The organism is Argonema galeatum A003/A1, from assembly GCF_023333595.1.
GTDB lineage: Bacteria > Cyanobacteriota > Cyanobacteriia > Cyanobacteriales > Aerosakkonemataceae > Argonema > Argonema galeatum.
Map to the genome: position 1 here is coordinate 64437 of NZ_JAIQZM010000019.1, position 24863 is coordinate 89299.

Here is a 24863-nt window from a genome sequence, read left to right on the forward strand (position 1 = left end):
ACATTAAGAACGCTTGCATACAGATTACGCAAGATCGATTATGACAAAATTAAAAGGAAGTCAGGAGGTCATCAGATGAATTATAGAATGGATCGCCGTGCTTATGCGGAAACTTTTGGGCCAACCGTAGGCGATCGCATTCGCCTTGCCGATACGGAACTATTCATAGAAGTTGAGCGTGATTATACCACATACGGAGATGAAGTCAAGTTTGGTGGCGGCAAAGTAATTCGCGACGGAATGGGACAATCCCCCATCTCTAACGCCGATGGTGCTGTCGATATGGTAATTACTAATGCTTTAATTCTGGATTGGTGGGGGATCGTCAAAGCAGATATCGGCATTAAAGATGGCAAAATATTTAAAATTGGTAAAGCAGGAAATCCCTACATTCAAGATAACGTAGATATTATTATCGGCCCTGGCACTGAAGTTGTTGCCGGGGAAGGATCGATACTAACTGCTGGCGGTATCGATACTCACATCCACTTTATTTGTCCGCAACAGATCGAAGTTGCGATCGCATCCGGCATCACCACCATGCTGGGCGGCGGTACTGGCCCTGCCACTGGTACAAATGCTACCACCTGCACACCCGGCCCCTGGAATATGTACCGAATGCTGCAAGCCGCCGACGCCTTCCCCGTGAACCTGGGATTTCTCGGCAAAGGCAACAGCAGCAAGCCGGAAGGACTGGAAGAACAGGTGCTTGCCGGTGCGATCGGATTGAAATTGCACGAAGATTGGGGCACAACCCCAGCAGCGATCGATACTTGTCTTAGTGTAGCAGATAAATACGACGTACAGGTAGCAATTCACACCGATACATTGAACGAAGCTGGCTTTGTGGAAGCAACTGTTGCAGCTTTCAAAGGTCGCACAATACATACCTACCACACGGAGGGAGCCGGAGGAGGACACGCACCCGATATCATCAAAGTCTGCGGCGAGGCGAATGTGCTGCCATCTTCTACTAACCCGACGCGCCCTTATACCGTCAATACTTTGGACGAACACCTGGATATGCTGATGGTGTGCCATCATTTGTCACCATCTATACCGGAAGATGTGGCATTTGCGGAGTCGCGCATACGGCGCGAAACGATCGCCGCTGAGGATATTTTGCACGATTTGGGCGCATTCAGTATGATTTCGTCTGATTCTCAGGCAATGGGGCGAGTAGGTGAGGTGATTATTCGCACTTGGCAGACGGCGCATAAAATGAAGGTGCAGCGGGGGAACCTCACCCCCCAACCCCCTCTCCGCAACGGAGAGGGGGAGGAAGAGAGGGCAGATAATTTTCGGGCGAAGAGGTATGTGGCGAAATATACGATCAATCCCGCGATCGCGCATGGGATTTCTCAGTATGTGGGTTCTGTGGAAGAGGGGAAATTAGCAGATTTGTGCCTTTGGCGTCCGGCATTTTTTGGGGTGAAACCGGAGATCGTGATTAAGGGGGGTGCGATCGCTTATGCTCAAATGGGAGACGCCAACGCCAGTATTCCTACGCCTCAACCAGTCCATATGCGACCGATGTTTGGTAGTTTTGGAGGTGCGATCGCAGCCACATCCCTAACCTTTGTTTCCCAAGCAGCACTAGAACAGGATATTCCAAGTCAATTAAAGTTACAAAAACGAGCGGTAGCAGTGTCAGGAACGCGCCAAATTAGCAAGCGGGATATGAAGCTGAACGATGCTTTACCGCGTGTGGAAGTTGATGCAGAAACTTATGAAGTGAGGGCTGATGGCGAGTTGCTAATTTGCGAACCTGCGACCGTTTTGCCGATGGCGCAGCGTTACTTTTTGTTCTAATTCCGTAGTTCCTGAAAATATGGCGATCTGGTGAAACCAGATCGCGCTTTCTCACCTCAACGCTCTAGTAACGAGTAAAAAGATAACGGCAAAAGTCGGAAACGATATCAAGTCAGCGTCCAGACACCATCCCAATCTTCAGATGGCGGATTTTGGAGCCAATACTGGCAGCGTTTTAGATACATCATAGATGTCTTGTCATTGGTGTTCATATCTTCCACAACGATCGCAAACTCATTCATCGCACGCCGGAATTTGCGATTCAGATAATGGGCGCGTCCTTGATTGTAATGCTCCATCAACTTTTGCTTCTCCTCAGAAATTGGCTCGGAACGCAACCCCACCACTTCATATATAGCTATTGGTTGGTTTCTACCTTTGGTGTGAATATAGTCAAGCTCTCTAGCCCATATCTGTTCTGAGCAGAATTGATAAGTATTTTTGCTAATCACGATATCGCAACCATACTGCTTGCTCATTCCTTCTAGGTAAGCGGCAATATTTACCGCGTCGCCAATGACAGTAAACTGGCTTAGTCTGCTAGAACCAAGATTACCAGCGATCGCTGTATCGGCATTGATGCCAATTCCAATTTGAAACACTGGCTTTTGGGCTCTAACAAGTTTGGCATTAAATTCTTGGAGGCTAGAGCGCATTTCCAGGGCAGCTTGTACTGACATCCAAGCATGATCTTCTAAAGGCAGGGCTGCACCAAAAGTTACCATTATTGAATCGCCAATATATTTATCTAAGGTACCCCTGTGCTTAATAACAGCATCTGACATTACCTCAAAATATTCATTCAGCAAGCTCACAACATCTACTGGTTCCATATTTTCAGTCAACGTGGAGAAGCTGCGTATACCTGAGAATAAAATCGAAACTTCCCGGCGATCGCCCTGCAACCTAGTCTGATTCATTCCAAGGAACTCCTCTGTCAATTCCTCAATTTTATAGCTGTACATTTTACTCCTGAACCCTTTCTCATTACAGACAATCTCAATCACGACCAAAGCACTGCAAACTTGAGATGCACCCCTGGTATCCGTGAGTGTACTAATACATAAATTGGCTTGAAAAAACTTTTGGCGCAATGAGTCACGGCGTGGGTACAATTGACCTAAATCAACATAATGGTGAGATTTGCATCACTGACAGGACTGACTTGAGAAGCATAAGCCAATATGCCTTTGCCCCTGGGAGGCTGAGGGAAAGACCGATATGTAGTGCCTAAAATGGAAAATGGTATAACTATAAGTTGACTACAAAATTGACGAAATTTATGGGGTAATTATGACCGAAGAACCTATAGTTACGTTCACGAGCGCCCTACAAAGATGATGCCATGCTGACAAGCAGAATGGGAAGGCTATAAAATTCCGCTGGCTAAAGCATTAACTCAGGACTTCTTGTACCATAGTTGGAGTGTCGGCTGGCGATCGCCACTCTCGCTGCTGAATCCGGTTCACATAACCCCACAGACTGTAATTCAACGGCGAAGGAGGGCGTCCATTTGACGCGGATAGGTAAAATCGCTGGCGATCGCTACCAAAGCCCCACTCTGTATGCAGTTTTGAAACTTTTGACGCTATGATTAAATTCCTTGGGAGTAGTTGTTCCACAGGTACTCCAGGCCAATGGGTAAAACCGCGCCACCGGAATCCTTCGTGGGGGTGAGGTAAAGTCATCTCGTAAAGGAAAAAATAATACTAAAGATAATTGACAAAAATAAACAGTTAACAGCATTATGGTCAAAACTTCGGAATCTATGAATCTTTCTTCTTTGTCGCCATTTAAAAAAGCCGATCGCATCTTAGTCGTAGATGATTCTCCCGATAACGTTTTTCTCATCCAAGCTATTTTAGAAGAAGAGGGATATAAAATTGTCACAGCAGCAGATGGCCGTACCGCTCTGGCTAAGATCGAGGAATCCCCCCCAGATTTAGTATTGTTGGATGTGATGATGCCCGGAATGGATGGCTTTGAAGTCACCAAGCGCCTGCGCGACAATACCTCATTGCCGTTTATCCCCATTCTATTGATTACCGCCTACGACCACCTCAGCGTGGCGAAAGGGTTAGACACTGGTGCAGATGATTTTATCCGCAAGCCGGTAGAAGTGGACGAATTGCTGGCGCGAGTACGCAGTCTCCTCCGACTCAAGCACAGCATTGACGAACGCGACCAAATTGCCCGTCAGCGAGAAGATTTTGTCTCCCGACTTACTCACGATTTGCGAACTCCTTTGATAGCCGCAGATAGAATGCTGAGTTTAATGCAGCAGGGAGCCTTGGGAGAACTATCACCCACGATGAATGAAACCCTCGACATAATGGCTCGCAGCAACAAAAACCTGCTGGCGATGGCGAATACTTTGCTAGAAGTGTATCGTTACGAAGCCGGACGCAAAAACCTAAACTTCTCTCCTGTTGACTTGCAAGCTCTACTTCAGGAAATTGTCAAAGAACTTACCCCTTTAGCCGCCCAAAAAAACCTGTCTTTGAAATTAAATGAGGATGAAAATGCAAAGGGTGACCCAGGGGCAAGAAATGTGGTAGAGTGCGATCGCCTGGAACTTCACCGGGTTTTCACCAATTTGGTTGGCAATGCGATCAAATTCACAGATACTGGTTCGGTAAACGTCAGTCTCAATAATACAAAGAGCGCTGGTAATCCCGGCATACCACAAGTAATCGTTGAGGTAGAAGACACCGGCCCCGGTATATCTTCAGAAGAACAAACAATCTTATTTGAACGGTTTCGTCAAGGCAAACACAAACATTCCGGCAGCGGTTTGGGGCTGCACCTGTCTCGCAGAATTGTGGAAACCCATCACGGAACCATTGAAGTTAAGTCAGAGGTGGGTAAGGGAAGTCTATTCATTGTCCGCATACCAGTCAAGCACTCAGGGAATTCTTAACTTTAGCCGCTATCATGAGCTTCAGATTCCAGACAGCCGACAAGTTTCTAGAACACCAATTGGTGTATTCGCTCTCTTGCGATGAGAAACCGGGAATATGTGGTTGTCAAGGTCGATATTTCGTTGCTCTAACCCACATATTCCCGGTTTCTGGCCTTACTGAATTGGTGTTCTAGAGCGGCTACGATTGAAGCATACCTGTAAAATATTGCATAACCCCTTCAATTTGTCTAGTTTCCGAGAAACATCATGATAGCTCAACTAGAAGTTAGCAACCTTGTCCGCCAGCAGCGTAATTTTTTCAGCACCGGCCAGACAAAAGATGTATCTTTTCGCATTGAAAAGCTCACGTTATTAAAGAAGACAATTTTAGAGAATAAAGAAGCTATTCTCAATGCACTTAAAAGTGACCTGAACAAACCTCGATTTGAAAGTTATGTTACGGAATTGTTAGTTGTAAAAGAAATTGATTATGCGATTAAGCATATTAAATTTTGGACAAAACCTAAGCGAGTAGCAACTCCCCTAGAGCAATTTCCATCTTCAGCACTAATTTATCCAGAACCACGAGGAATTGTTCTGATTGTTAGTCCTTGGAATTATCCATTTAATCTGATGATTTCGCCTTTAATAGGTGCGCTCGCAGCCGGAAACTGTGCAATTTTAAAACCATCAGAAATTGCCCTCCATACCTCTCACCTTTTGGCCGATATTTTCAAAAAAAACTTCGATACTGCCTATATAGCCGTTGTAGAAGGAGGCATAGAAACCAGCCAACAGTTGTTAAAAGAAAAGTTCGATCGCATCTTTTTTACCGGCAGCACAGCAGTTGGTAAAATCATCATGTCAGCGGCTGCAAAACATCTCACACCAGTCACCCTAGAACTCGGCGGCAAGACTCCTTGTATTGTCGATGCCGATGTCCACATCGAACGCGCTGCTAGAAGAATCGCTTGGGGCAAGTTTATTAATGCCGGTCAAACGTGCGTAGCACCTGATTATCTTTTAGTCGATAAAATCATCAAAAAAGACTTTTTAGATAGCATCAAAAAGTGCATTCAAGAATTTTATGGCGACAATCCCGCAAAAAGTCCTGACTATGCCAGAATTATCAATAAAAGACACTTCAATAGACTGGCAGCATTCCTAAACGATGGCAAAATTATCGCTGGCGGTCAAACCGATGTCGAAAATAATTACATTGCCCCAACAGTGATAGACAATGTATCTTTAAATGCACCAGTCATGCAAGAAGAAATCTTTGGCCCGATTCTTCCAGTTATCGAGTACAACGATTTAACAGAAGCGATTTCTATTGTTAATGAACGACCAAAACCTCTAGCCCTCTACTTCTTTTGCAAAAACAAAAACCATCAAGAGCGAGTTTTGCGGGAAACTTCATCTGGTGGCGTCTGTATCAACGATACTGTCATGCACCTTGGCGTGCCAGACCTACCGTTTGGCGGAGTCGGTGACAGCGGTATGGGAAGCTATCACGGCAAAGCTAGCTTTGATATTTTCTCCCATCAAAAAAGCGTGCTGAAAAACTCTTTCCTTATGGATATAAAGTTGCGCTACGCTCCCTATGAAGGTAAACTAAATCTGATTAAGCGAATCTTTGGCATTTAGATCCGCTCCCCAAGCCCAAATTACCATTTGCGATCGCAAAATTAGAAATAGACGTCTCCAGAAATTAAAGGTGCGTTAGCTGAAACCCTTGTAGAGACGTTGCATGCAACGTCTCTACATTCTTTGAAAGGAGAGGTCTAATAGACAAGCTTTTATACGTGTTAGCTTATCCCATTTGTCAAGATTGAGCATGATTGCTTATTGACAAATGCTTTTTTAGCTTAACCTGTCACGAATAGACCTAAACTGCCTTTCCGATCGGGGTTTCAGCCTATTTCAGCTTTTCTTGACATACCTCCTTGACAATTGGCACTTTTTCTTAACTTAATACCAATAGTCAACTTATGACGCTTGGTATCAAGTTAAGCAACTTAGCGGTCATGGAGATAAAAACTTTACAATGCCCAAAACCTTAGCCAATCGAGAGTTTGGTTAATTAATCCTGGCAAATCTTAAGTTGAGATGTTAAATAGCAAAACTTAAGTAGTGCAATCGGGTTAAGTGGTGCAAACTGATACTGTGTCTTTAGCAAATTATCGCCATGCTATTGATAACTTACGCTTAAACGCTAGTCTAGCGTACAAGCGGAAATTATTCTATTTCCCAGGGTGTAGATCTCATGACTATATGAAAGGTACTACCAATAGAATTCAGGGAATCAGGTTATATTCTCAATCAGTTGCTCCGTCAAGCCTGTCGGATGGCACTGAAGATATAAAGCCAGTTTTTTGGCAGGAATGGCAGGCGCATCGAGATCATCTTTACCGTTGCTGTCTCAAGTGGATGAACTCGAACCCAATCGATGCTGAAGATGTATTGAGTCAGGTAATGCTTAAAGCCTGGAATGAATGGCAAAACTATGGAGATGAAATTAAATATCCAAAAGCTTGGTTAACTCGAATTATCCATAACTTCTGCATGGATGTGCATCGAAAACGCCAACGAGAAGCATCATCAATTGAAAACATTGAGGATATTAAATTTGAAGATTATCCAGAATTCTCTTCTAGGGTAGAACTTCCTGAATATAATCTTCTAGCTCTAGAGATGCGGACATATATCCGCCATAAAATTGCATCCTTGCCTACCAGACTCCGCGATCCTTTTATCTTATACTACTGCCAAGACAAATCCTATCAAAATATTGCCAAGCAACTCGCCTGCTCTGAAGATAACGTTCGCAAATGCGTTAGAAAAGCACGAATAATTCTGCAAAAGCATTTAACCAAATATCTCGCTGGTGAAGATGATACTTCTCTAGATTCCCTCTCGCCATCCTTAAAGTTGGTAGTTCCTTTGGGAGAAAAATCCCAACCTGAAATCAGAACAAAAAGCAAGCACGAAGAAGTCAATTATAAAACAACCATAATATGTCTGGAAACCTTACAACATCATTGGTAAAGTTCTGTCAATCTTCTGGGCTGACGATGAATGTTAGCATTATCTTAGAGGAAAAGCCAACTAGACAAGAGCAGAAATTCATCACTTTAAGTAAGTATGTCCAGAAATATCCCCAAGGATGGAAAAAAAGATTAGAACTGGCTGATTTGCTTTACGAGATGGGAAACTGGCAACAAGCGGTTGCAGAATATCATCAAGTGCTTGAGCGACAACCTCAATTACTTAATGTGTGGCTGCATCTGGGGAAAATCTTGCAGTTGATGGGAGTGGAAAAAGAGGCTCTAGAAGTATATGAAAAAGCCTTATTTTGTTCCGACAACGAAGGGACTCAGCATCATATCAATGGATTGATTGCAGTTTGTCGGGGTGAGAGTCAGCAGGCAATTATTGCCTTTAATTTAGCAACTGGGTTAGAGCCTGACAAAGTAGTTCACTGGCTGGCTTTGGCACAGGTGCATCAGCAGATAGAAAATCATTTTGGTGTGCTAAGTGCCTTGGAGCGGGTTTTATCAATCAACCCAGATGATGTTGTGGCTTTGATTTACAGCCATGACGCGCTGATGGCGGTGGGGGATATTCAAACAGCTAGAGAGCAGTTGAGCAGGGTTATAGCCTTAGCTGGGGATGATTTTCGGGTACTGCAAGGACAAATTGCTCAACGTTCTCAGATGAGATTGGTTTCTGGTAAAGAGGGGAAACTGACTAAAAAAATGATTACCTCTTTACTGCAACAAACTCCTCATGGGGCTGAGGCTTACAAGTTCCTGGCATATTATCACATTTTTCGGGGGGATTGGGCGCAAGGTGTGGAGGTGCTGGCAGAGTTTACTGCCGAACATCCACATTATCCTAACGGTTGGTATTACTATGGGCGGTGCTTGTTCAATACGGGGGAATATCAAAGGGCGGCGGAGATGATGGGGAAAGTTTATCAACTTTATGCCGATGATTGTGAAATTTATCGAGGGTTGTGTGAAACTTTACCTTTTGCGATCGCAGATCCCCCTAAATCCCCCTTAACAAGGGGGACTTTGAATGAAATTCCAGTTCCTCCCTTAACAAGGGGGACTTTGAATGAAATTCCGATTCCCCCCTTGTTAAGGGGGGCTAGGGGGGATCAAACTGTAGTCAGAATAAATCCCTTAGCTCCTCTTCTCAGAGATGTTGTGGAGGAGATGCTGCGGCGCTTTCCTGAACGTTGGAGTGTTTGGGCGACTGCGGGGCGGGTGTTAGTGGAACACTTTCAAGAGTTTGAACGAGGGTGTCAGGTTTCTGAGCAGGGGACAAAACTCCAGCCCCAGTTAGCTGATGCTTGGTTTCATCATGGGCGGGTGTTGGCTTTGGCTGGAAAACATCGGGAAGCGGTGGAGGCGTTGGAGAAAGGATGGGAGTTGTTACCAGCAGGGGGTTATTTGCTATCAGTACCAGCTGCGGTGTGGCTGGGGGAGAGTTACCGGGCGCTGAGGGATGTTGGGGCTAGTAAGTGGTGGAAAGTGGCTGTTGAGGGATGTCAGGAATTGAGAGAGTTTAATCCGGCTATGGCTGATTACTGGTTAGGGAGAGCTTTGGCGGGGTTGGGGGATAGGTTGGGAGCGATGAAGGCTTATGAGAGTGCTTTGAGTCAGCAGTTGTTGTATCCGGCTCATGGGGAGGTTGAGAAGAGTTTGCGGCGGCTGAAAGGTAAGGGGAGGAAGGGTTTTGGGGGTTGAGGGTAGATTTTGGGGAGAAAAATTGCTTGTAACTCGAAAAATCCCAGAATTGGGGTGGGGAAACGTCGTAAGATACGAACAACTTGAGGGTGTTAATCCCAATGAAATCCCTAACTAAAGTTTTTTTTGCTTTGTTACTGGCCGTAACCATTGCCTTTGGTGGTTTTCAGGGTCATGCTAATGCTCGGAGTCTGACTGATGTGGGTGGTGTGGCAACCGAAACTCAGAGTAATCCTCTGCTAGGAACTTGGTTGAACGAGTTAGGATCAAAATTGAGTATCGAAAGTGTATCGGAAGACGGAAATGTTAAAGGTTTTTATGAAACCGCCGTTTCCTCAGCTGGCTGTGCTAAAGGAAAGTTTCCATTAGTAGGACGCACGAACCTTCCGTCGATTGGATTCGTAGTTTCGTGGACAAACAGTGAGTCGAGATGTAGTTCTGTTACTGCTTGGTCAGGTCAACTGCAAGGAGATCAGCTAGTTACGACTTGGCTACTTACAAGTCAAACAGTCCCTTCAAATAATTGGCGATCTACTTATGTTAATAAAGACACTTTCACAAGAAGCTCGTAAAGTATTTGTAGTTGATTTCTTGCACCAAGTCCTGAGTTGGGACGTAGCGGGATGGAAAACCGTATTTATCTGTTCGGCACATTATATAGAATATTAGTAATATTCTATATGCTTCGATTATATGCTTCGATCGCCTTTTTGTGGGGAGATGGGCGTAGGCGAAGCCCGTCGTAGACATCGCTTGATTTGCCTAACTTTGTCAAAGAGCGATCGCCTACCCGCATTTGGGAGGTGATCGCTATTTTATCAAAAAAATCAATAAGACTTAGTATAGCTTGGGCATCTAGCCAATCTAAAACCTTTTGATTTGGGTATTTGGCAACAAGTTCAGAAATCAGGCAGGTATCAAGGAGGTAAGTCATAGGGTAATTCCTGACATCGTGCTTTAATTGCCGACGACGGGCTTCGCCGACGCTTTTTTGTGAGAAGAAAGGCGATCGCTGATTTTGTAGGGTGCGTTAATGAAATGTAACGCACCTTCTCAATTATTGGTGGAATGTCTACGATGCCCTCTCGCTGGAGAGCGATCGCTGTTTTGTGAGGAGATGAGCGATGGTGAAGCGCCCACTGTATGCGTAGGCGCAGCCCGTCGTAGACATCGCTTTGGGGAAATAGGGAAAGGCGATCGCTTGATTTGCCTAACTTTTTCAAAGAGCGATGTTGGGAAAATATGCTATAATGTCCAGTACTTACGCACAGGCAACGTAATTCTGTCATTCTGAGCGATAGCGTTGGCACAGCCTCCACCTTAGCGCAGAGAAATCTCAAACCCTTGCTACACCGTTACAATGTGTAAGTCCTGATATGGTGATGTAAAACCAAATGCCAACAGTTTTATATATAAAGGGATAGCGATTTTTCTTTTATTCAGATGAAGGAAATGAGCCGATTCATATTCATGTCCAGAAAGGAGACAGTGAATGCAAATATTGGCTAGACATCGATCTGTACGAAATTCGTGAAGATTATTCCTATGGAATGTCATCGCGAGATCCGCGAGAAGTGAAGAAGATAATATTACAAAACTTTGATCAAATAGTAGATGAATGGCAAACATTTAGGAATCAACAAAATGGATAAGCAATACAATATATCAAACATTGACTTTAATAGAGAATTGATAATTCTATCGGTAGATGGAAAAACCTATCAAATTCCAATTGTCCAAGCATCTAAGCGACTTGCCGAAGCAACAGATATAGAGCGGAAAATGTATCGAATTTCTCCATCTGGTTATGGTATTCATTGGTACGCAATTGATGAAGATTTGACAACTCAAGGACTAATCAAACTAGCAGAAATCGCCAAGACAGCTTAAAGTGACTGGAAAGGAGCGATGTCTACGATGGGCTTCGCCTAAACCTTTTATTTACAGGAGTGCGTTCGCGCAGCGTGCCGTAGGCAATCGCTTTTTTGTTGGAAAAAGGGCGATCGCTTGTCGGAATTTGGGCCGATCGCTTTTTGTTTGATTCATTAGGACTTGAATTGGCAAAACTTTGAAACACGATGTTTACTTTCTTGGTATTTTAATAGTTGTAAAGCATTGTTTAGTCGAAATAACCGTATAGTAATGAGGTTAAAAAGACCAAGGATTAATAATTACAACCCCTGTCCCGGCAAAGTCTTTTTCATTCCGGGTGACAAGTGATAGAGAGTTATGAATTGCGATCGCTGCAATCAGAGAATCCATAGCGGGTAGAGGTCGCCCGTTCTGTTCTAATTGTCCTACTAAGTTTCCCCACAATACCATTGTTGAAAAATCTATAGCTAAGATTCTGTCTTGAAAGCGACTGGGTAGGCTTTCATTTAGCCATTTTGTCAAAGATTCTTTTCGCTTAGACGCGGTAATTTTACTGATGCCTTTAGCAATTTCGCCAATTGTAATAATGCTGATGTAAAGTGTTTCTGGCACTTGGGCATCTAGCCAATCTAAAACCTTTTGATTTGGGTATTTGGCAACAAGTTCAGAAATCAGGCAGGTATCAAGGAGGTAAGTCATAGGGTAAAGTCATCGCGGGGTAGGCTGCGATCGCGGCTAAAGTCTAGTTCTTCGCTGAGTTCAGTTAGAGGTGATTGACGGAAAAAGTCTGAGAGTTTACTGGGTTGATCTGGGTGGGTGTTATTATTGGGTACGATCAGGCTTTGGGCGAGCAGTTGGATGATATACAGTTTATCGTTGAGCGAAAGCTGTAAGAGTTGTTGTTCGAGTTCTGGGATAGCCATGATGGGGTTTAAATGGAGGATGATTTTATTTTATTTTATTTAACTTTCTGCATCATCATCCTAGACCTTCCTGACATCGTGCTTTAATTGGCGTCATGAGAGTGGATAAAGAATTTTCATCATAAGCTTGCATCGCATCAAAGCTTGTATTTTTCCGAGCGTCGGGAAAACTGTCAATCCCTCTCCCCATCCCCCCATCTCCCCATCAGGCTCAATATCAAAATTAAATGCGTAGCAGCTTATTGCGCGATCGCTGTTTTCTTGGAAAAAGGGCCCTCGCTTGGGGGAATTTGGGCCGATCGCTTTTTGACAGCTTTAGCGATCGCCTTTTTTACGGGTGTGTGAGCCTCCCAAATGCGGGTAGGCGATCGCTTTGATGATGGGAGATTGAGAGGGGTAGGCATAGCCCGTGGTAGACATCGCCCAATCCTATTACTGACTCCAATCTTGAATTTCTAAGCTTTCTATTTTCTCAAAATCTCTGAGATTATTGGTGACAATAATCAAATCGTTGGCTATGGCAATTCCTGCTATAAGAATATCAATATCGTCAATTGGTGTTCCTTTATTTCTTAAATTGGCATAAATATCAGCAGAAATTGTTGCAGAGCTTGTAGTTAGAGGTAAAACTGTATTGCCTGAAACAAATTCCCCAAAAGATATAAGTTGTTTTTGTGCGTCACGATGTTTTAATCCACTGACAATTTCATAATAGGTGATGATGCTGATGTTAATTTTGTCATGCTCTCTCAGATAGGCTTGAAAACGCTCAACAACCAGACTATGATTGCGAAAGAAAAACGACAAAATATTTGGATCAATCAAAGCTGGCTTCATCACTTCTTCTCCCCAAAAATGCTTGCTGGCGACGAGTGCTTATTTCTTCATTGAAATTAGCAAATATTTCATCTGACATATCATTCCAACAGCCAGCAAACTGCATAGTTTGGTTGAGGGAAACTTTAGATGATTCTACACCTAATCGAAAATAATGAATAAGGTTATATAATTCTTCTAGTTTATCTGGTGGGACAAGATTTATTTCGGTAATAACTTTTGTGCGTAGGTTCAAAGAATCCATAGCAAATTAATGTAGATTGAGTGTCAAATTAATTGTATCTCACATTTTGCACTTTGTCAAAGAGCGATCGCTTGGGGGAATTTGGGCCGAGCGCGAAATGACTGCTTTAGCGATCGCCTTTTTTACGGGAGTGTGAGCCTCCCCATTGCGGGTACGCGCTCATCGTATCCGGCTTGTGGGGAAGTCGAGAAGAGTTTGCGGCGACTGAAAGGTAAGGGGAGGAAGGGTTCTGGGGGTTGAGGGTGGTTTTTGGGGGAGAAAATTTGCCTGTAACTCGAAAAATTCCCAATTTGGGGTGGGGAAACGTCTAATAAATGTGTAATCAGAGAAAACCGCTTAGGCGTACTTTGTGGGAGTCTCACTGACTACTACTAGCATCATCGCTACTATCTTGAATCCTTCGCTCAAATACTGGAGTTTAATTATGAGTACATACCGCAAAATACAGATCGCACTGGGGACAATTCTCCTGTGGTCATCTACATCAGTAAGCAGCTTTGCTTATACCAACACTATTACCCCTGGAAAGTTTCAGTCAGACACTGTGAAACTTCCTGTTGAAAGTGTTCCATCTAGGCAGTTAACCCTAACACAAGATACTGTTTTAATTGCTGGTGAGATTAGGAATATGATGAGCCGAATACCTCTGGTATCTTACACGTTCGCAAGATTTGACGCTATCTGGAAGAATCCAACAGACAGGAAGAAAAGATTATTTGATTACTGCAACTCTCAAAAAAATTTTCCAGTTAAACGATGTTTTTCTTTTATACAACTTTGGTTTGGGGATGTAATCGAAAACTCTGATTTTGATGGCTATAGGGAGATGGACGATATAATAGACGAGATAAGAAAAATGTAAAAGAAGCAATAATACGTGAGGGTAAAATCTCTTTTACTTTGAAGACATTACCAACTTGTTAATGTCCCATTTCGGTGTTCAAAAACTTGAAAAAAATGCGATCTGCAAGCAGCAGCGCAAGCTACGGCACGCTACGAAGGGCGCGATCGGCCCTTTTTTAGGAGTGCGTAGGCGAAGCCCGTCGTAAAGATCGCCTTTTTTACGAGAGAGGCATTGATTGACGGGAGTGCGATGATCGCTTTGGGGATGTGGGAAGTGCGTAGGCGCAGCCCGTCGTAGACATCGCGGGAATTTGTGAGATGATATTCTCCAGTCATTCGTTTATCATTTATCTATCTCCCAATCTTCAATTAGTAAGTTATTAACGCGCTGGAATTCTCTAGTGTTATGGGTGATGAGGGTTAAGTTATTTGTTAGTGCGATCGCCGCAATTTGTAAATCATAAGCTCCGATTGGCGTTCCTAATGCTTCTAGCCCAGAGCGAATTATTCCAAATGTCATTGCCGCTAGGTCGTCAAAGGTTAGTGATATAAATTGGGCTAAAAATTCTTGCTGTATGGTAAGATTACGTTGTGGGTTTGCACTTTTAATTGCGCCATAAAATAGCTCGGCTTTAACGATTGAACAAACGGCAATATCTTTAGTTGCAGTAGATTCTAGTTTCTGCTTTAAGCTTATGTTTTTACCACGCATATAGATGATACAAGTGTTAGTATCTAGCAAAAATTTCATAGGATTGATTCGCGTTCTGATTGTTGTCCTTGGGGATGACGAAAAAATGTTTCGTCTTGGATACATCCATAAAATTGAGGAAGGGGATATTCTGGGGTTTCGGTTTCTGGTTGTAGAGACTCAGTAAGGGTTTTTAGTAATGCACAGCATCTACTAAAATCCACTTCTTTGCTGAGTTCAGTTAGTGGAGATTGACGGAAAAACTCTGAGAGTTTGTTTGGTTGATCTGGGTGGGTGTTGTGATTGGGTACAATCAGGCTTTGGGCGAGGAGTTGGATGATATACAGTTTATCGTTGAGCGAAAGCTGTAAGAGTTGTCGTTCCAGTTCTGGGATAGCCATGATGGGGTTTAAGCTTTGGGGATGTGGTCGGGCGATCGCGCAAAAGTGTGACAAATTCCTATTCTTGATAATCACTAAGAAGTATAGGTTCTTTATTCGGAACTCTGACAATAATTTCAATAGTTCCACCCAAAGCATTCACAACGGCTCGAAGTGTATTTAATTCCAGATTTTGCCTACTTTCTAGCTTGGATATTGCTGGTTGCTGCACCTCAAGACGCTCTGCTAATTCTGATTGAGATAAACCGAGTTTTTCCCGCAGATGTTTAAGAGTAATTTCTTCAAGACGAATCTGGGAAGTTCTTGCTTCAATCAGTTCTTGTCTCTCTCTGGGAAGTTGATTTAACTCTTCAGATAGGGTTGTATATTTTGTCATCAATTTTCCTCCTTAAGTATTTCCAGATATTTTTCATACCGTTTATCTGCGATCGGTATATTTTCCTTGTACCATCGCTTATTACCTGACTTATTACCCCCAACCAGCAAAATAGCCTGTCGCTTAGGATCAAAGGCAAATAAAATACGCCAAGGTTCTCCTTTGTATTGAATACGAAGCTCTTTCATATTATTGAAGCAAGACTCTTCTAGAGTATCAACTCGCGGTCTGCCAAGTTTTGGCCCAAATTCCGCCAACACACCTAGTACAGCAAATGTCTCATCTTGAAATCCCTGTTCTTGTTAATAAAACCAGATTCTAAAATCTGGAGCGAAGATAATATTCCATTCCATAAAGTACAATATATTCTATAATATGGAATATTAGCAAGATTTTCTTTGCGGCGATCGCCTTTTGTTTATTGAAGTGATGAGAGTAGGTAAATAATTTTCATCATATTCTGTATATTGACCGTTTTGGAGTTGTTCCATGCCTAGAGCAATATCCTGTTTTAAGGATTCAATGTTTTGTTGTTCTTGGCGAGCGTCTAATCGAGAATGTTGAATTTTTTCTACTAAAGTTTGATACTCTTCTTCAGAAAGAGAAAGGATGATTTGAGCGAGGGAGTCAAGGAGTCGGTTATTAATTTTAATAATGGATTGGCTCATGATTATACCATTTTGTATTTTGGATTAGATTCGCCCTGCTATCTCTGGTTCGATTTAATTATATCTCACATTCCGCACTTTTTCAAAGAGCGATGTCTACGACGGGCTTCGCCTACGCCTTTTTAGTTTACAGGAGTTTGAACAAAGTCTGACGGCAAAAAGCCCACCATAGGAATCACCTAGAAGCGAAACTAACTGCTGTAGCGTTCTTCTGCCCAAGGTTCGCCACGTCGATGGTAGCCATTGCGTTCCCAAAAACCCAGATCTTCCGATTCTAGAAATTCTAAACCATTAATCCATTTGGCACTTTTCCAGGCGTAGATATGAGGAACGACTAACCGCATCGGGCCACCATGTTCAGGGGGTAGCGGTTCGCCAAACAAAGTATGGGCAAAAAAGTTTTCTGACCGCAGGAAATCTTCCATACTAATGTTGGTGGTGTAGTCGCCGTAGCAATGTTCCATGATGTGAAGTGCGCCTGCGTCTACTTCAACGTGCTTCATGAAGTCCAGTACTTTTATGCCAGTCCACTGGACATCGAGTTTAGACCAGCGGGTGACGCAGTGAAAATCGGCAGTGAAGTCGTGTTGGGGCATAGCCATGAAGTCCGACCAAGTGAAGGTCGCTTCTTTTGCTTTGCCCCACACCCGAAATTGCCAGTTCTCGATGGTGACGTGGGGTGTACTGCCGTAAGTCAGTACTGGGAATCCTTTGCTTTCGTATTGACCGGGAGGGATGCGATCGCTTAATTCTGGCCCAGGCTTCTTGAAAAATTTTCCTAGCATAAATCCAGTAGCAATAGAGTTTTCCCTGCTAACACAACACAGCTTAATGCCGCTGTCGTGTTAGCATCCATATTCACATTCTTTGATACTCCCCCAGAGTCTAGCAAGGGGGATTCCTGGGCTGCTTAGGATTCCTCTTCGTCTTCTTCTTCCTTGGAAGGATACACGAACGTAGACCGCCCAGTCAGAATCGATTTGCCCAAGCTGAGGGCTTTCTTTGCCTGTAACGCTGCTTTACGTTTCCAGGTGGCTTTGCGTATATCCCGTTTTGATTTAGATGTTTTCTTCTTAGGAACAGCCATGATCGCTTCGCTAATAGTTGACAGCCTTCCTATTTTAGGGCATTAATTCAGCCAATTCTTCTGGTTCGCTAGCGACGTATTCCCCCGCCAGTCGTCCCAGTGTTAGTGGTTCCAGAGGTGTTAGCGCCGCCAACCCCTTGCCCGTTAGTAGTCCCCGGATCGGTGGTGTCATAGACTGTAGTCCCAGCAGGCGTACCTCCAGGTATGATGCTGCCGTTGGGAAGTACTTGTCCTGTGCCGTTAATAGTTGTACCTCCAGGTATGATGCTGCCGTTGGGAAGTACTTGTCCTGTGCCGTTAGTTGTACCTCCAGGTATGATGTTGCCGTTGGGAAGTACTTGTCCTGTGCCGTTAATAGTTGTACCTCCAGGTATGATGTTGCCGTTGGGAAGTACTTGTCCTGTTCCATTACCAGGTACGATCGTGCCGTTGGGAAGTACTTGTCCGGTTCCATTACTAGGTACGATCGTGCCATTGGGAAGTACTTGTCCTGGAGTGGAATTGACAAACCCTTCGGCAAAGTTTGGATTGGGATTATCTATTCTTAAAAGAGCTTGGGCGTTCTTAAAATATGTAGCCCAGCGTTGGGTATCGGGACGACTCGCCCAGTTTTGACGATTCACTTCCAAGGAGAGAAGGGGCGCGATCGCACCGGCATTTTGGCCCAGTACTGTCACAGCAACCGCTCTAAGCGAACCGTTTTGGTTAAAGTTACGCTGAGCTGTTTCTCTTGCTGCTGCTTCTGCTCTACGGATTAGGGTATTGTAGCTTTCGTTAGGCTGACGGTTGAGGGTCAGGTTAATGCGATCGACATTAGATTGAGGTGCGGTTTGTGTTGTGCGAGTGCGTGCGTTTTGTGCATTCGCTTCACTTGACAACCAGAAAGTTCCTCCCATCCCCATTAAGGCTACTAAACTTAGTACGCTCAGGGGTGTTCTCCAGCTTTGTTGCGATCGCTTTGTACCCAATGACCGATTAAATCCAGATTGATTTAACTTAGACATGATTAGCTCCAGCTCCTTGATGACAACCCCGAATCGCGAGTTAGTCGTCTTATGCCTTTACACTAGCTCTGAGCTAACGTGGCGCTAATCTGCATGATGGAATACAAGGGCCTAGTCTACAGACTGATTTGTCAGTGGTCAGTGGTCAGTGGTCAGTGGTCAGTGGTCAGTGGTCAGTGGTCAGTGGTCAGTGGCCAGTGGTCAGTGGTCAGTTGTCAGTTGTCAGTGGTAAAAATCAAGATTTCCAGAGCAATCATTGGCAATTTTTAGTGGTGGATTATTTCTGCCGCGCTGCACTAGATCCCCCCTTGATATCATGTCCGATAGCACCGGACTTGTATAGGTTGTCTGATTGTAGGGGCGGGTTTAGATGACAATTCTTGATGACAACAGACAACCTCGCGACAAAACCCGCCCCTACCATGCAATACGGATACAACCGGACACGATATCACTAATCCCAGAAACCCGGTTTCTATGGCCTGACAAACCGATATTTGGTTAGCCTAACGCAAAGAAACCGGGTTTTTAGCCCCTATGCTTTCAACAGCTTTATTTACTGTCGGTTCACTTATGACCCCCGACGAGTAGCAGGCGGGGAATTAGTGGGGGCTGTAGGCTGGGCTGTGGGGCGTGGAGTAGGACTGCTCCGGCGGTTAGCTGGACTGCGCCCAGGGGTTGTGGCAGGAGGAGACTGTTGAGTCCCGGTTCCCGTACCATTTGAGGGGCTTGTTGGCAATTGACCGGGCGTTCTGGAGCCAGCAGGAACGATCGAGAAGGGGAAGCTCACGATTTGATTTGAATCATCCACATTACCCGTCAATTCCCTTGTGTTCCCCTGTACCAGTAACCTCAACCGGAATGCGATCGGCCCTGTTCGCGTTCCACAACGTTGGTAAAGGTTGACTTTTGCTACATAGTTACCGGGAGGAGCGCCAGTGGGCGGCCAGAAAATATTTTCGACTGGGTTTGAGATCGTATTCTGACAACCTGCGTTACTATCAACATCAAGTTGACCACCCGATGGTACTCGCTTGTTTTGGAAGAAAACTCTCTGACCGCTGGGATCGGTGATTTCTAAGTCTAGGTCGTCAGTCGTAGACCATCTCAATGTACTTTGAATAACACCTGTACCGAGTGTTGGTTCTGGTCTTTGTCCGGCTGCGGGACTGGGGGTGGCTGCCACTGCGGGGACAGGATCGTCAATTCTCAATAGCTCCTTGGATTTGGGGTAATAAGTTGACCAGCGCTGGGTGTCGGGGTGGTTTTTCCAGTTCTGGCGACTGACTTCCAAAGTCAGTATCGGTGCTGACAAACCGATATTTTGGCCTGTGATAATAATGGCAGCTTCTGTGACTAAAATGTCATTGTCGAAGCTGCGCTGAGCGGCGGCTCTGGCAACGGCCTCGGCTCTGCGAACCAGGGTCGCAAAGGATTCATTTGGTTGCCGATCCAGCGTAATATTAACGCGAGAGGTATAAGCTTGAGCTATTGGAGGTGCGATCGCCCCTTCAAAGGCGCAAAAACTTCCGCTTAGTCCGAACAAAGCCACTAAACTCAAAGAAGCAATTCGCATCGTAAAACTCTTACCTTGAAATTTCTGATATCAGATCATTGATAACAATCTATAACTGTCGTTGACGTGAGGTACATCTCGTATGAGCAATCACTGGCTGATGGCAATTGGCATTAACCAATATCAGTACTTGCAACCTCTGGGTTATGCCCAAGCAGATGCACAAGCGCTGTGGAATTTTCTGGTGAGCAAAGCTGGCTTTATGCCAGATCGCTGTCTGCTATTGACCGACACCTCGCCGTTCGTCGAGGGTCAGTCAACCTACCCAACCGGCGAAAATATTAAGTTATGGATGGATTGGTTGTGCCGGGAGGCACTACAACCTGGAGACTTGGTGTGGCTATTCTTTAGCGGCTATGGGGTCAAATCGGACGGGCAGGACTACCTGATGCCGATCGATGGGAATTCAGCCGATATGGCAGGCACAGGAATCGCGATGCGATCGCTCTATGAAAGCCTGAAAACTTCAAAAGCCACCATGCAACTGGTTTTGCTTGATATGAACCGCGAGCGGGAAAACCAAGCAGGTACGCAGGTAGGAAGTCAAACAGTCGAATTAGCTCGCGAACTGGAAATCCCCACAATACTTTCCTGCCAACCCAACCAATTGTCTCACGAAGCGTCAGACCTACAGCACGGTTTATTTACAGCAGCACTCTTGGAAGGTCTACGCACGGAAGAGGCGGATATGAGCCTCGCTACTCTGAAGCGTTATCTGAGCGAGCGCCTACCTGAATTATGCGAACTTCACTGGCGACCCCGACAAGAACCTGTGGTTGTGGTGCATCCTCCCGGAAAAAGCCATCAGGTGATTTTGCCGGATCTGGGAATACCAGTGACAAGCGGCTATCACGTTGGGAGTGCGGAGCGTAAGACTTTGGCGGAGGTCGCGGTAGGCAGCGCAACGGTCACCCCCACTCTTGTTGTTACCCAGCAACATACCCAAACTGTTGGGAGCGGATCGAGCGTCCAGAACCCTTTCGATGGGAATTTGGACGATATCCAACCGCGCTCTAATTGGCAGGAAGAACCGGCTGTTACCCCGACAGAGACAACAAACGGCCATTCAGCAAGTTCGACAAACATCATTCATACAGAAGAAGAAGATGATGATGGGGCTTTTTGGCAACAAATGCTGCTTTGGGGAGGCGGCTTGCTGCTTTTGGTGCTTTTGTTGATGAGTATTTTTGGGCGTCCTTGGCGTCAGCAGACAGCAGGTCGTCAACCGAGTCCGGCTTTATCTAATGCTGGTTCCTCGAAGTCTGGGTCTTTGGCAGCTAAACCCAAGACTCAGGAACAGCTCAATAAGGAACGGTTAGATAAAGCTCAAATCTTGCTTCAGAATAATCAGGTTTCCCAATATAGTCAGGCGATCGCTTTAGCCGGTCAAATTAAATCGGGTCAACCTCTTTACGACCAAGCACAGGACTCGATCGAGCGGTGGAGTCAAATTATTCTGGATACGGCTCAAGGACGTGCCAATCAGGGTAATTTTAGCGGTGCTCTAGCGGCTGCTAATCTAGTACCCAAAGACCCGCAGCCTATTTACGCTCAGGCACAAAAGTCAATTAAGCAGTGGAATGCTGTCGCGAAGAAGCAGCAGGCTAACAAAACTTTGTTGCAAACTGCCAAGGGATTGATTAAGCCAGAACAAGCTTCTTCTTACAATAAAGCGATCGACATCGCCCGCAAAATACCCGCCGGTCAGCCGCTATATGCGGAAGCCCAGAAGTCGATCGCCCAATGGAGTCAAACTATTCTTCAGTTGGCTCAAAAGCGAGCATCTGAAGGAAATTTCATTGTTGCCATCGATACGGCATCTTTAGTGCCCAAAAATACGCCCGCCTATCCAAAATCTCGGCTGGCGATCGCTCAATGGAAGCGTCAGCAAAAGAAATAGGGGCAGAGGAGCGGGGGAGCAGGGGAGCGGGGGAGCAGAATCTTCCCCCTCTTCCCTCTTCCATCTTCCCTAGCCCCTAGCCCCTAGCCCCTTCTGACCCTAGTGAGTGGGAATCTCAATAGAGAACTCCGTACCTATCCCCGGTTGCGACACGCATTTGAATATTCCACCGTGCTTTTCTACTAAAATTTGATAGCTGATGGCTAAGCCCAGCCCCGTTCCCTTACCAGGTTCTTTTGTCGTGAAAAAGGGATCGAAGATGCGGGCTTGGACATCTGCCGTCATACCCAGCCCATTGTCAGCAATCTTAATTCTCACCCAGGGCCGATCGCCTATGTGCTTTGGTAAAAATTGTGTTTGGATGGTAATCTGGCTGGGGTGAGGTTGGATCTGATCGGGTGTGCGTTTGCGATCGCGTTCCTCAAGGGCATCGATCGCATTAGAAAGCAGGTTCATCAACACCTGATTTAACTGACCGGCATAGCACTCCACTGTTGGCAAATTACCGTAGTCTTTAATGAGTTGGATGCCGGAATTGGCGTTTTTGGCTTTGAGTCGATGTTGCAAAATTAACAGGGTGCTTTCGATTCCTTCGTGGATATCCACCGCCTTTCTTTCGGCTTGATCGAGACGGGAGAAGTTACGCAACGATAATACTAGCTGGCGGATGCGATCGGCCCCTACTTTCATCGAAGTTAGGACTTTTGGCAAGTCATCGCTGATGAATTCCAACTCGATATCTTCGGCTTTTTCTTCTATCTCTGGGTAGGGATCGGGGTAGTGCTGCTGGTAGAGTTGCAGCAGGTCGAGTAAATCTTGGCTGTATTGACTGGCATGGATAAGGTTGCCAAAAATGAAATTGACTGGATTGTTAATTTCGTGGGCTACACCGGCAACCAGCTGTCCCAAACTGGACATTTTTTCAGTTTGAATTAGTTGGGATTGGGTTTGTTGCAACTCATCCAGGGTTTTCTCCAGTTGTTGAGCTTTAGCTTGTTCTTGCATTGCAGCAGCGCAGCTTTGTTGGTAAAGTTCTGCTTGGTGAATCGCGATCGCAGCTTGAGCTGCTAACTGCTGCAACAGATCCAGTTCGCTAACTTGCCAAACTCTAGGAGTATTACACTCGTGGGCAATTAGCAAACCCCACAGTTGATCCCCCATCCTAATTGGTACAACTAGATTCGCTTGAACCTGAATTCTCTGCAAAAGCTTTAGATAACAAGGAGTTAAATTTGCTTTCGAGGTATCGTTAATAGCCCGAACTCGCCCTTCTTTATAAAAATTGACAACCTTTTCGGGAAAGCATTCTTCTGGCGTTGCCAAGCCTAAAACTGAGAGCCACTCACCCCCGACTGCTTCAACTACTATTTCGCCTTGACATTCTTTGGTGAACTGATAAATCACTACTCGGTCTGTGTTTACCAGGTGACGCACTTTTGTGACGATGGTTTGCAGAATTGTTTTTGAATCTAAGGTGCTGCGAATTTGGTCTGTAACTTGTTTAAGAACTCTGGCCAAATCTAGCGCTTTTTGTAATTCATCTGTGCGCTTCTGAACTTGACGTTCGAGGTCGGCATTGAGATGAAATACCTGTTGGTACAATCGATACTGCTGCACCGCCATTGCCAAGTGATTGCCCAATACTTCAGCAAGTTCAATTTCTTCAAAAGTCCACGCACGCGCTTGTCCTTTTTTAACCTCCCGCCATGCCTCGAAAGAGCGACGGGGGTATTTTTGTCGCCGATCCGGATCGAAGTTACCCGCCCACAAAGTTTCGGTATCAATTTCATCGCGAAAAATAGTAAAATAACCAAGAAATTGTTGCCGATACTCTAAAGGTATAATTAACAGGCCGCGAATTTTCGTAGATTGGAAAGCTGGAGCTAATGCTTGGTATTGAGAGTCGTTATAAATATCCGCGATCGCTTGTAGGCGAGTAGATGTTTTCGCCACTTCTGGATAGCCACTCCCAGCTGATTCCCAGCAGGGGTGCTGTTCAATAAATCTTGCTGATTCTCCTTTTCTCCCCTCTTCTAAGAGAGTGGGTTGAGCGCCACAGGTGTAAATCTGGGTATGGTATGGAGTTTCAAGTTCGGGATGGGCGTCAGATCCGATAATGTAAATTCTGCCACCGGAACCGTCAAACAAGGCGACGCTTTCCTCCAACGCATTTTGCAGTTCGATACTTGGTAAGCTATGCAGTAGGGTGGCGATGCGATTAATCCCGGCTTCTCGATCGCGCTGTTGACTGGTCATGCTGAGCAAGGTAGACTGGGCTAGAGCGATCGAAACTTGATCCGCCACCTGTTGAACAACATCCAGTTCTCGTTCGGAAATAGACTTTGCTTGGGAGTGATGAGACACCAGCAGTCCCCAGAGTTGCGCCTGTTCTTGCTGGGTTGTGACGTTGTAATAGAGAATCGGCACTACTAAAGAAGACTGCACCCCCATTGCTGTGAGATATTCAATATGGCAGGGGTCTACGGGTCGATAGCGGATATCCTCTGTTTCCAGGAGATCGCCTGTCTCAGGGCAGTCTAGGGGACTTAAACCAATCTGCTGCTTAGCTACATCCACGATCGAGCGTCGGCGAGCTTTGATGAATTGCTCGCGGGCTTCTAGCGGAATGTCATCGGCTGGAAAATTCAACCCCAACAAGGAGGGGAGGCGGGCTTCATCGATCGATTCGGCAATTACTTCTCCACTGCTATCCCTATGAAACCAATAAACCATCACCCGATCTGTCCCTAAGAAAGTTCGGATTTCCGCAACAGTTGCTCTCAAAATTTCTTGTAACTCTAATGATTTACGGATACGGTTAGTCATCCGACGCAGCAATATTTCCTGGTCGATCGCTGGTGCTATTTGTGGTGTCTTCTGTGTAAAAGTCATTGCTTATATCCACAAAATTTATCAAATTATAGAATTTATTCCCATTCCTATATTAATTTTTTTTAAATTATATATCAT

At 45.0% G+C, this 24863-nt stretch carries 29 protein-coding genes and 2 pseudogenes; 10 read left to right on the plus strand and 21 right to left on the minus strand.

The features are described from left to right. Window positions 1-75: 75 nt before the first annotated feature. Window positions 76-1812: an urease subunit alpha gene (gene ureC / locus LAY41_RS19465; protein ID WP_249101717.1), complete on the plus strand. Its 1737-nt coding sequence runs from the start codon at window positions 76-78 to the stop codon at window positions 1810-1812. A 107-nt stretch (window positions 1813-1919) separates the two neighbouring features. On the opposite strand, the gene LAY41_RS19470 is transcribed toward ureC, so the two are convergent. Then, window positions 1920-2777 carry an adenylate/guanylate cyclase domain-containing protein gene (locus tag LAY41_RS19470; protein WP_249101719.1) on the minus strand — a complete coding sequence of 286 codons (858 nt, stop codon included), beginning with the start codon at window positions 2775-2777 and terminating at the stop codon, window positions 1920-1922. Window positions 2778-3206: 429 nt separating this feature from the next. After that, window positions 3207-3500 (minus strand): hypothetical protein, encoded by a 294-nt coding sequence (locus LAY41_RS19475; protein ID WP_249101721.1) that lies wholly within the window; start codon window positions 3498-3500, stop codon window positions 3207-3209. 80 nt (window positions 3501-3580) lie between these two features. Between LAY41_RS19475 and LAY41_RS19480 the strand changes: the two genes are divergently transcribed. The 5 genes from LAY41_RS19480 (at window position 3581) to LAY41_RS19500 (ending at window position 10043) form a co-directional block, all read left to right on the plus strand. Continuing rightward, the gene (locus LAY41_RS19480; protein ID WP_249101868.1) at window positions 3581-4732 is read left to right on the plus strand and encodes a hybrid sensor histidine kinase/response regulator; all 1152 of its coding nucleotides are present in this window, start codon (window positions 3581-3583) and stop codon (window positions 4730-4732) included. Between the two features lie 249 nt (window positions 4733-4981). After that, window positions 4982-6361 (plus strand): aldehyde dehydrogenase, encoded by a 1380-nt coding sequence (locus LAY41_RS19485; protein WP_249101724.1) that lies wholly within the window; start codon window positions 4982-4984, stop codon window positions 6359-6361. A 627-nt stretch (window positions 6362-6988) separates the two neighbouring features. Continuing rightward, window positions 6989-7762 carry an RNA polymerase sigma factor gene (locus LAY41_RS19490; protein WP_249101728.1) on the plus strand — a complete coding sequence of 258 codons (774 nt, stop codon included), beginning with the start codon at window positions 6989-6991 and terminating at the stop codon, window positions 7760-7762. Continuing rightward, window positions 7732-9471: a tetratricopeptide repeat protein gene (locus LAY41_RS19495; protein WP_249101730.1), complete on the plus strand. Its 1740-nt coding sequence runs from the start codon at window positions 7732-7734 to the stop codon at window positions 9469-9471. Before LAY41_RS19490 ends, LAY41_RS19495 begins: the two co-directional genes overlap by 31 nt. Window positions 9472-9572: 101 nt before the next feature. Then, window positions 9573-10043 carry an avidin/streptavidin family protein gene (locus LAY41_RS19500; RefSeq protein WP_249101733.1) on the plus strand — a complete coding sequence of 157 codons (471 nt, stop codon included), beginning with the start codon at window positions 9573-9575 and terminating at the stop codon, window positions 10041-10043. A gap of 104 nt (window positions 10044-10147) precedes the next feature. On the opposite strand, the gene LAY41_RS19505 is transcribed toward LAY41_RS19500, so the two are convergent. Both LAY41_RS19505 and LAY41_RS19510 read right to left on the minus strand, forming a co-directional pair. Next, window positions 10148-10405, minus strand: coding sequence for a PIN domain-containing protein (locus LAY41_RS19505; RefSeq protein ID WP_249101735.1), 258 nt, complete (start codon window positions 10403-10405; stop codon window positions 10148-10150). After that, complete coding sequence (locus LAY41_RS19510; RefSeq protein WP_249101737.1) at window positions 10389-10781, minus strand: hypothetical protein; 393 nt, start codon at window positions 10779-10781, stop codon at window positions 10389-10391. The genes LAY41_RS19505 and LAY41_RS19510 overlap by 17 nt, the downstream gene beginning before the upstream one ends. 126 nt (window positions 10782-10907) lie before the next feature. Here LAY41_RS19510 and LAY41_RS32845 point away from each other — a divergent pair. Both LAY41_RS32845 and LAY41_RS19520 read left to right on the plus strand, forming a co-directional pair. After that, window positions 10908-11123 (plus strand): annotated as a pseudogene (locus tag LAY41_RS32845) (DUF4160 domain-containing protein); the annotation flags it as partial. Next, window positions 11116-11361: a DUF2442 domain-containing protein gene (locus LAY41_RS19520; RefSeq protein WP_249101739.1), complete on the plus strand. Its 246-nt coding sequence runs from the start codon at window positions 11116-11118 to the stop codon at window positions 11359-11361. The pseudogene LAY41_RS32845 and the gene LAY41_RS19520, both read left to right, overlap by 8 nt. Window positions 11362-11383: 22 nt before the next feature. Here LAY41_RS19520 and LAY41_RS19525 read toward each other — a convergent pair whose 3' ends face one another. The 6 genes from LAY41_RS19525 to LAY41_RS19550 all read right to left on the minus strand — a co-directional run bounded on the left by LAY41_RS19525 (window position 11384) and on the right by LAY41_RS19550 (window position 13347). After that, window positions 11384-11548, minus strand: a complete 165-nt coding sequence (locus LAY41_RS19525) for a hypothetical protein (RefSeq protein WP_249101741.1) — start codon at window positions 11546-11548, stop codon at window positions 11384-11386. 71 nt (window positions 11549-11619) lie between these two features. After that, window positions 11620-12042 carry a type II toxin-antitoxin system VapC family toxin gene (locus LAY41_RS19530; protein WP_249101743.1) on the minus strand — a complete coding sequence of 141 codons (423 nt, stop codon included), beginning with the start codon at window positions 12040-12042 and terminating at the stop codon, window positions 11620-11622. Next, window positions 12039-12266, minus strand: coding sequence for a hypothetical protein (locus LAY41_RS19535; protein ID WP_249101745.1), 228 nt, complete (start codon window positions 12264-12266; stop codon window positions 12039-12041). The genes LAY41_RS19530 and LAY41_RS19535 overlap by 4 nt, the downstream gene beginning before the upstream one ends. A gap of 239 nt (window positions 12267-12505) precedes the next feature. Beyond that, complete coding sequence (locus LAY41_RS19540) at window positions 12506-12670, minus strand: hypothetical protein (RefSeq protein ID WP_249101746.1); 165 nt, start codon at window positions 12668-12670, stop codon at window positions 12506-12508. A 28-nt stretch (window positions 12671-12698) separates the two neighbouring features. After that, on the minus strand, window positions 12699-13103 hold the full coding sequence (locus LAY41_RS19545; RefSeq protein ID WP_249101748.1) for a type II toxin-antitoxin system VapC family toxin: 405 nt from the start codon (window positions 13101-13103) through the stop codon (window positions 12699-12701). Continuing rightward, complete coding sequence (locus LAY41_RS19550; RefSeq protein WP_249101750.1) at window positions 13084-13347, minus strand: hypothetical protein; 264 nt, start codon at window positions 13345-13347, stop codon at window positions 13084-13086. The genes LAY41_RS19545 and LAY41_RS19550 overlap by 20 nt, the downstream gene beginning before the upstream one ends. Before the next feature lie 424 nt (window positions 13348-13771). On the opposite strand from LAY41_RS19550, the gene LAY41_RS19555 reads away from it, so the two are divergent. Next, the gene (locus LAY41_RS19555) at window positions 13772-14209 is read left to right on the plus strand and encodes a hypothetical protein (protein WP_249101752.1); all 438 of its coding nucleotides are present in this window, start codon (window positions 13772-13774) and stop codon (window positions 14207-14209) included. A gap of 131 nt (window positions 14210-14340) precedes the next feature. On the opposite strand, the gene LAY41_RS19560 is transcribed toward LAY41_RS19555, so the two are convergent. From LAY41_RS19560 to LAY41_RS19605, 10 genes and pseudogenes are all read right to left on the minus strand, one after another. Then, the gene (locus LAY41_RS19560; protein WP_249101754.1) at window positions 14341-14526 is read right to left on the minus strand and encodes a hypothetical protein; all 186 of its coding nucleotides are present in this window, start codon (window positions 14524-14526) and stop codon (window positions 14341-14343) included. Window positions 14527-14533: 7 nt separating this feature from the next. Next, on the minus strand, window positions 14534-14941 hold the full coding sequence (vapC, locus tag LAY41_RS19565; RefSeq protein WP_249101756.1) for a type II toxin-antitoxin system tRNA(fMet)-specific endonuclease VapC: 408 nt from the start codon (window positions 14939-14941) through the stop codon (window positions 14534-14536). Continuing rightward, a complete protein-coding gene (locus tag LAY41_RS19570) occupies window positions 14938-15336 on the minus strand; it encodes a hypothetical protein (protein ID WP_249101758.1) in 399 nt (132 codons plus the stop codon). Before LAY41_RS19570 ends, vapC begins: the two co-directional genes overlap by 4 nt. A gap of 4 nt (window positions 15337-15340) precedes the next feature. Then, the gene (locus tag LAY41_RS19575; RefSeq protein WP_249101760.1) at window positions 15341-15658 is read right to left on the minus strand and encodes a helix-turn-helix domain-containing protein; all 318 of its coding nucleotides are present in this window, start codon (window positions 15656-15658) and stop codon (window positions 15341-15343) included. Beyond that, window positions 15658-15939: pseudogene (locus tag LAY41_RS19580) on the minus strand (type II toxin-antitoxin system RelE/ParE family toxin); the annotation flags it as partial. The gene LAY41_RS19575 and the pseudogene LAY41_RS19580, both read right to left, overlap by 1 nt. Before the next feature lie 102 nt (window positions 15940-16041). After that, complete coding sequence (locus LAY41_RS19585; RefSeq protein ID WP_249101764.1) at window positions 16042-16326, minus strand: hypothetical protein; 285 nt, start codon at window positions 16324-16326, stop codon at window positions 16042-16044. Window positions 16327-16517: 191 nt separating this feature from the next. Further along, window positions 16518-17111: a sulfite oxidase-like oxidoreductase gene (locus LAY41_RS19590; protein WP_249101766.1), complete on the minus strand. Its 594-nt coding sequence runs from the start codon at window positions 17109-17111 to the stop codon at window positions 16518-16520. A 125-nt stretch (window positions 17112-17236) separates the two neighbouring features. Then, the gene (locus tag LAY41_RS19595; RefSeq protein WP_249101769.1) at window positions 17237-17413 is read right to left on the minus strand and encodes a 50S ribosomal protein L32; all 177 of its coding nucleotides are present in this window, start codon (window positions 17411-17413) and stop codon (window positions 17237-17239) included. Window positions 17414-17481: 68 nt separating this feature from the next. Further along, window positions 17482-18417 (minus strand): hypothetical protein, encoded by a 936-nt coding sequence (locus LAY41_RS19600; RefSeq protein WP_249101771.1) that lies wholly within the window; start codon window positions 18415-18417, stop codon window positions 17482-17484. 571 nt (window positions 18418-18988) lie between these two features. Beyond that, window positions 18989-19993 carry a hypothetical protein gene (locus tag LAY41_RS19605; RefSeq protein ID WP_249101773.1) on the minus strand — a complete coding sequence of 335 codons (1005 nt, stop codon included), beginning with the start codon at window positions 19991-19993 and terminating at the stop codon, window positions 18989-18991. A gap of 82 nt (window positions 19994-20075) precedes the next feature. Here LAY41_RS19605 and LAY41_RS19610 point away from each other — a divergent pair, with 82 nt between their 5' ends. Next, window positions 20076-21893 carry a caspase family protein gene (locus LAY41_RS19610; RefSeq protein ID WP_249101775.1) on the plus strand — a complete coding sequence of 606 codons (1818 nt, stop codon included), beginning with the start codon at window positions 20076-20078 and terminating at the stop codon, window positions 21891-21893. A 99-nt stretch (window positions 21894-21992) separates the two neighbouring features. Here LAY41_RS19610 and LAY41_RS19615 read toward each other — a convergent pair whose 3' ends face one another. After that, window positions 21993-24785, minus strand: coding sequence for a GAF domain-containing sensor histidine kinase (locus LAY41_RS19615; RefSeq protein WP_249101778.1), 2793 nt, complete (start codon window positions 24783-24785; stop codon window positions 21993-21995). Window positions 24786-24863: the final 78 nt, after the last annotated feature.